The organism is Streptomyces sp. NPDC026673, assembly GCF_040638135.1.
Classification (GTDB): domain Bacteria; phylum Actinomycetota; class Actinomycetes; order Streptomycetales; family Streptomycetaceae; genus Actinacidiphila.
The window spans coordinates 1-1,590 of sequence record NZ_JBEZXR010000185.1 but is presented as its reverse complement, the minus strand read 5'-3'; the positions used below and the strand labels follow the sequence as shown (position 1 = coordinate 1,590).

The 1,590-nt window shown below is 74.0% G+C and carries 2 protein-coding genes; both read left to right on the top strand.

The features are described from left to right. Positions 1–765: CaiB/BaiF CoA-transferase family protein (locus tag AB0F62_RS42765; RefSeq protein ID WP_361812328.1), on the top strand; the 765-nt coding region annotated here is incomplete at its 5' end. After that, complete coding sequence (locus tag AB0F62_RS42760; protein ID WP_361812325.1) at positions 758–1,582, top strand: citryl-CoA lyase; 825 nt, start codon at positions 758–760, stop codon at positions 1,580–1,582. The genes AB0F62_RS42765 and AB0F62_RS42760, both read left to right, overlap by 8 nt. Positions 1,583–1,590 lie beyond the last annotated feature (8 nt).

The following is a 1,590-nucleotide window of genomic DNA, read 5'->3' as shown; positions in this document are numbered from 1 at the left end:
CGGAACGTGCCGGGCTACGACCTGATGGTGCAGGCCGTCTCCGGTCTGATGAGCCTGACCGGGGAGCCCGGCGGGCCGCCCTATCGTGCCGGGATCTCGGTCTTCGACGTCATGGCGGGCAACCACGTCACCATCGGCATCCTCGCCGCGCTGCGGCACCGCGACGCCACGGGCGAGGGCCAGCACGTCGAGGTCAACCTGCTGTCGTCGGCGCTGACCGGCCTGGTCAACCACAGCTCGGCCTACGTGGCCGGGGGCGAGGTCCCGTTCCGGATGGGCAACGCGCACCCCAGCGTGTTCCCGTACGAGCCCCTGCCCACCGCCGACAACGACCTGATCGTGGCCGCCGCCAACGACGGCCAGTTCCGCAAGCTCTGCGAGGTCCTCGGCATCCCCGGTGTCCCCGACGACCCGAGGTTCGCCCGCAACGCCGACCGCACCGCGAACCGGGAGGAACTCCGGCCGCTGCTGGTGGAACAGCTGGCCAAGCGCGGCGCGAACGAGTGGTTCGAGCTGCTGGTCGAGGCGGGGGTGCCGAGCGGGCCGATCAACACCATCGACGGCGGCTTCGCCATGGCCGAACGGTTCGCCCTCGAACCGGTCGTCACCGTGGGCGAGGGCGACCGCGCGGTGCCCACGCCCCGCCACCCGGTGACCTTCTCGGCCACTCCCGCCGCGTACCACCTGCCGCCGCCGCGGCTCGACGAACACGGCGCCGAACTGCGCGCCTGGCTGGCCGAAGACCCGGAGGAGACCCGTGACTGACCCGTCCGCGCCCGGCGGCTACCCCACCGCCCTGGGCGCCTCGGACCGCAAGAGCATCACCCTGCTCGGCCAGGACCTCGCCGAGGACGTCATGGGCACCGTCGGCTTCGGCGAACTCGCCTTCTGGCTGGCCACGCAGCGGCGGCCCGGCCGGGGCGAGACCCGGGTGTTCGAGGCCGTGCTCGCCGCCCTCGCCGACCACGGCTTCACCCCGACGGCCATCGTCACCCGGCTGACCTACCTGTCGGCGCCGGACTCCGTCCAGGGCGCGCTGGCCGCGGGCCTGCTCGGCGGCGGCTCCCGCTTCCTGGGCGTCACGGAGGACACCGGGACCTTCCTGCACGAGGCGCTCACCGCGCACGGCGAACCGCCCCGCGACGACGCGGGGTGGGACGAACTGGCGCTGCGCCTGGTCCGCGAGCAGCGCGCGGCCGGCCGTTTCGTGCCGGGCCTGGGCCATCACGTGCACAAGGACGGCGACCCCCGGACGCCCCGGCTGATGGCCATCGCCTCCGAGGAGGGCCTGTTCGGCCCGCATCTGTCGCTGTTCGCGGCCATCGGCCGCGTGCACCCCCAGGTGCTGGGCAAGGCCCTGCCGCTCAACGGGGCCGGCGTGTGCGGGGCCGCACTCGCCGACCTCGGGCTGCCGCTGCCGCTGCTGCGCGGCTTCGCGCTGCTCGCCCGCACCGCCGGACTCATCGGCCAGCTCGCCGAGGAGATGCGCCATCCGGTCGCCAACGACATCTTCCTCTCCGTCGACCTGAACAACCGTCCCGTCCCGCCCCGGCCGGAGAGCGGCGGAGGCTCCGATGGCTGAGAGCGCCC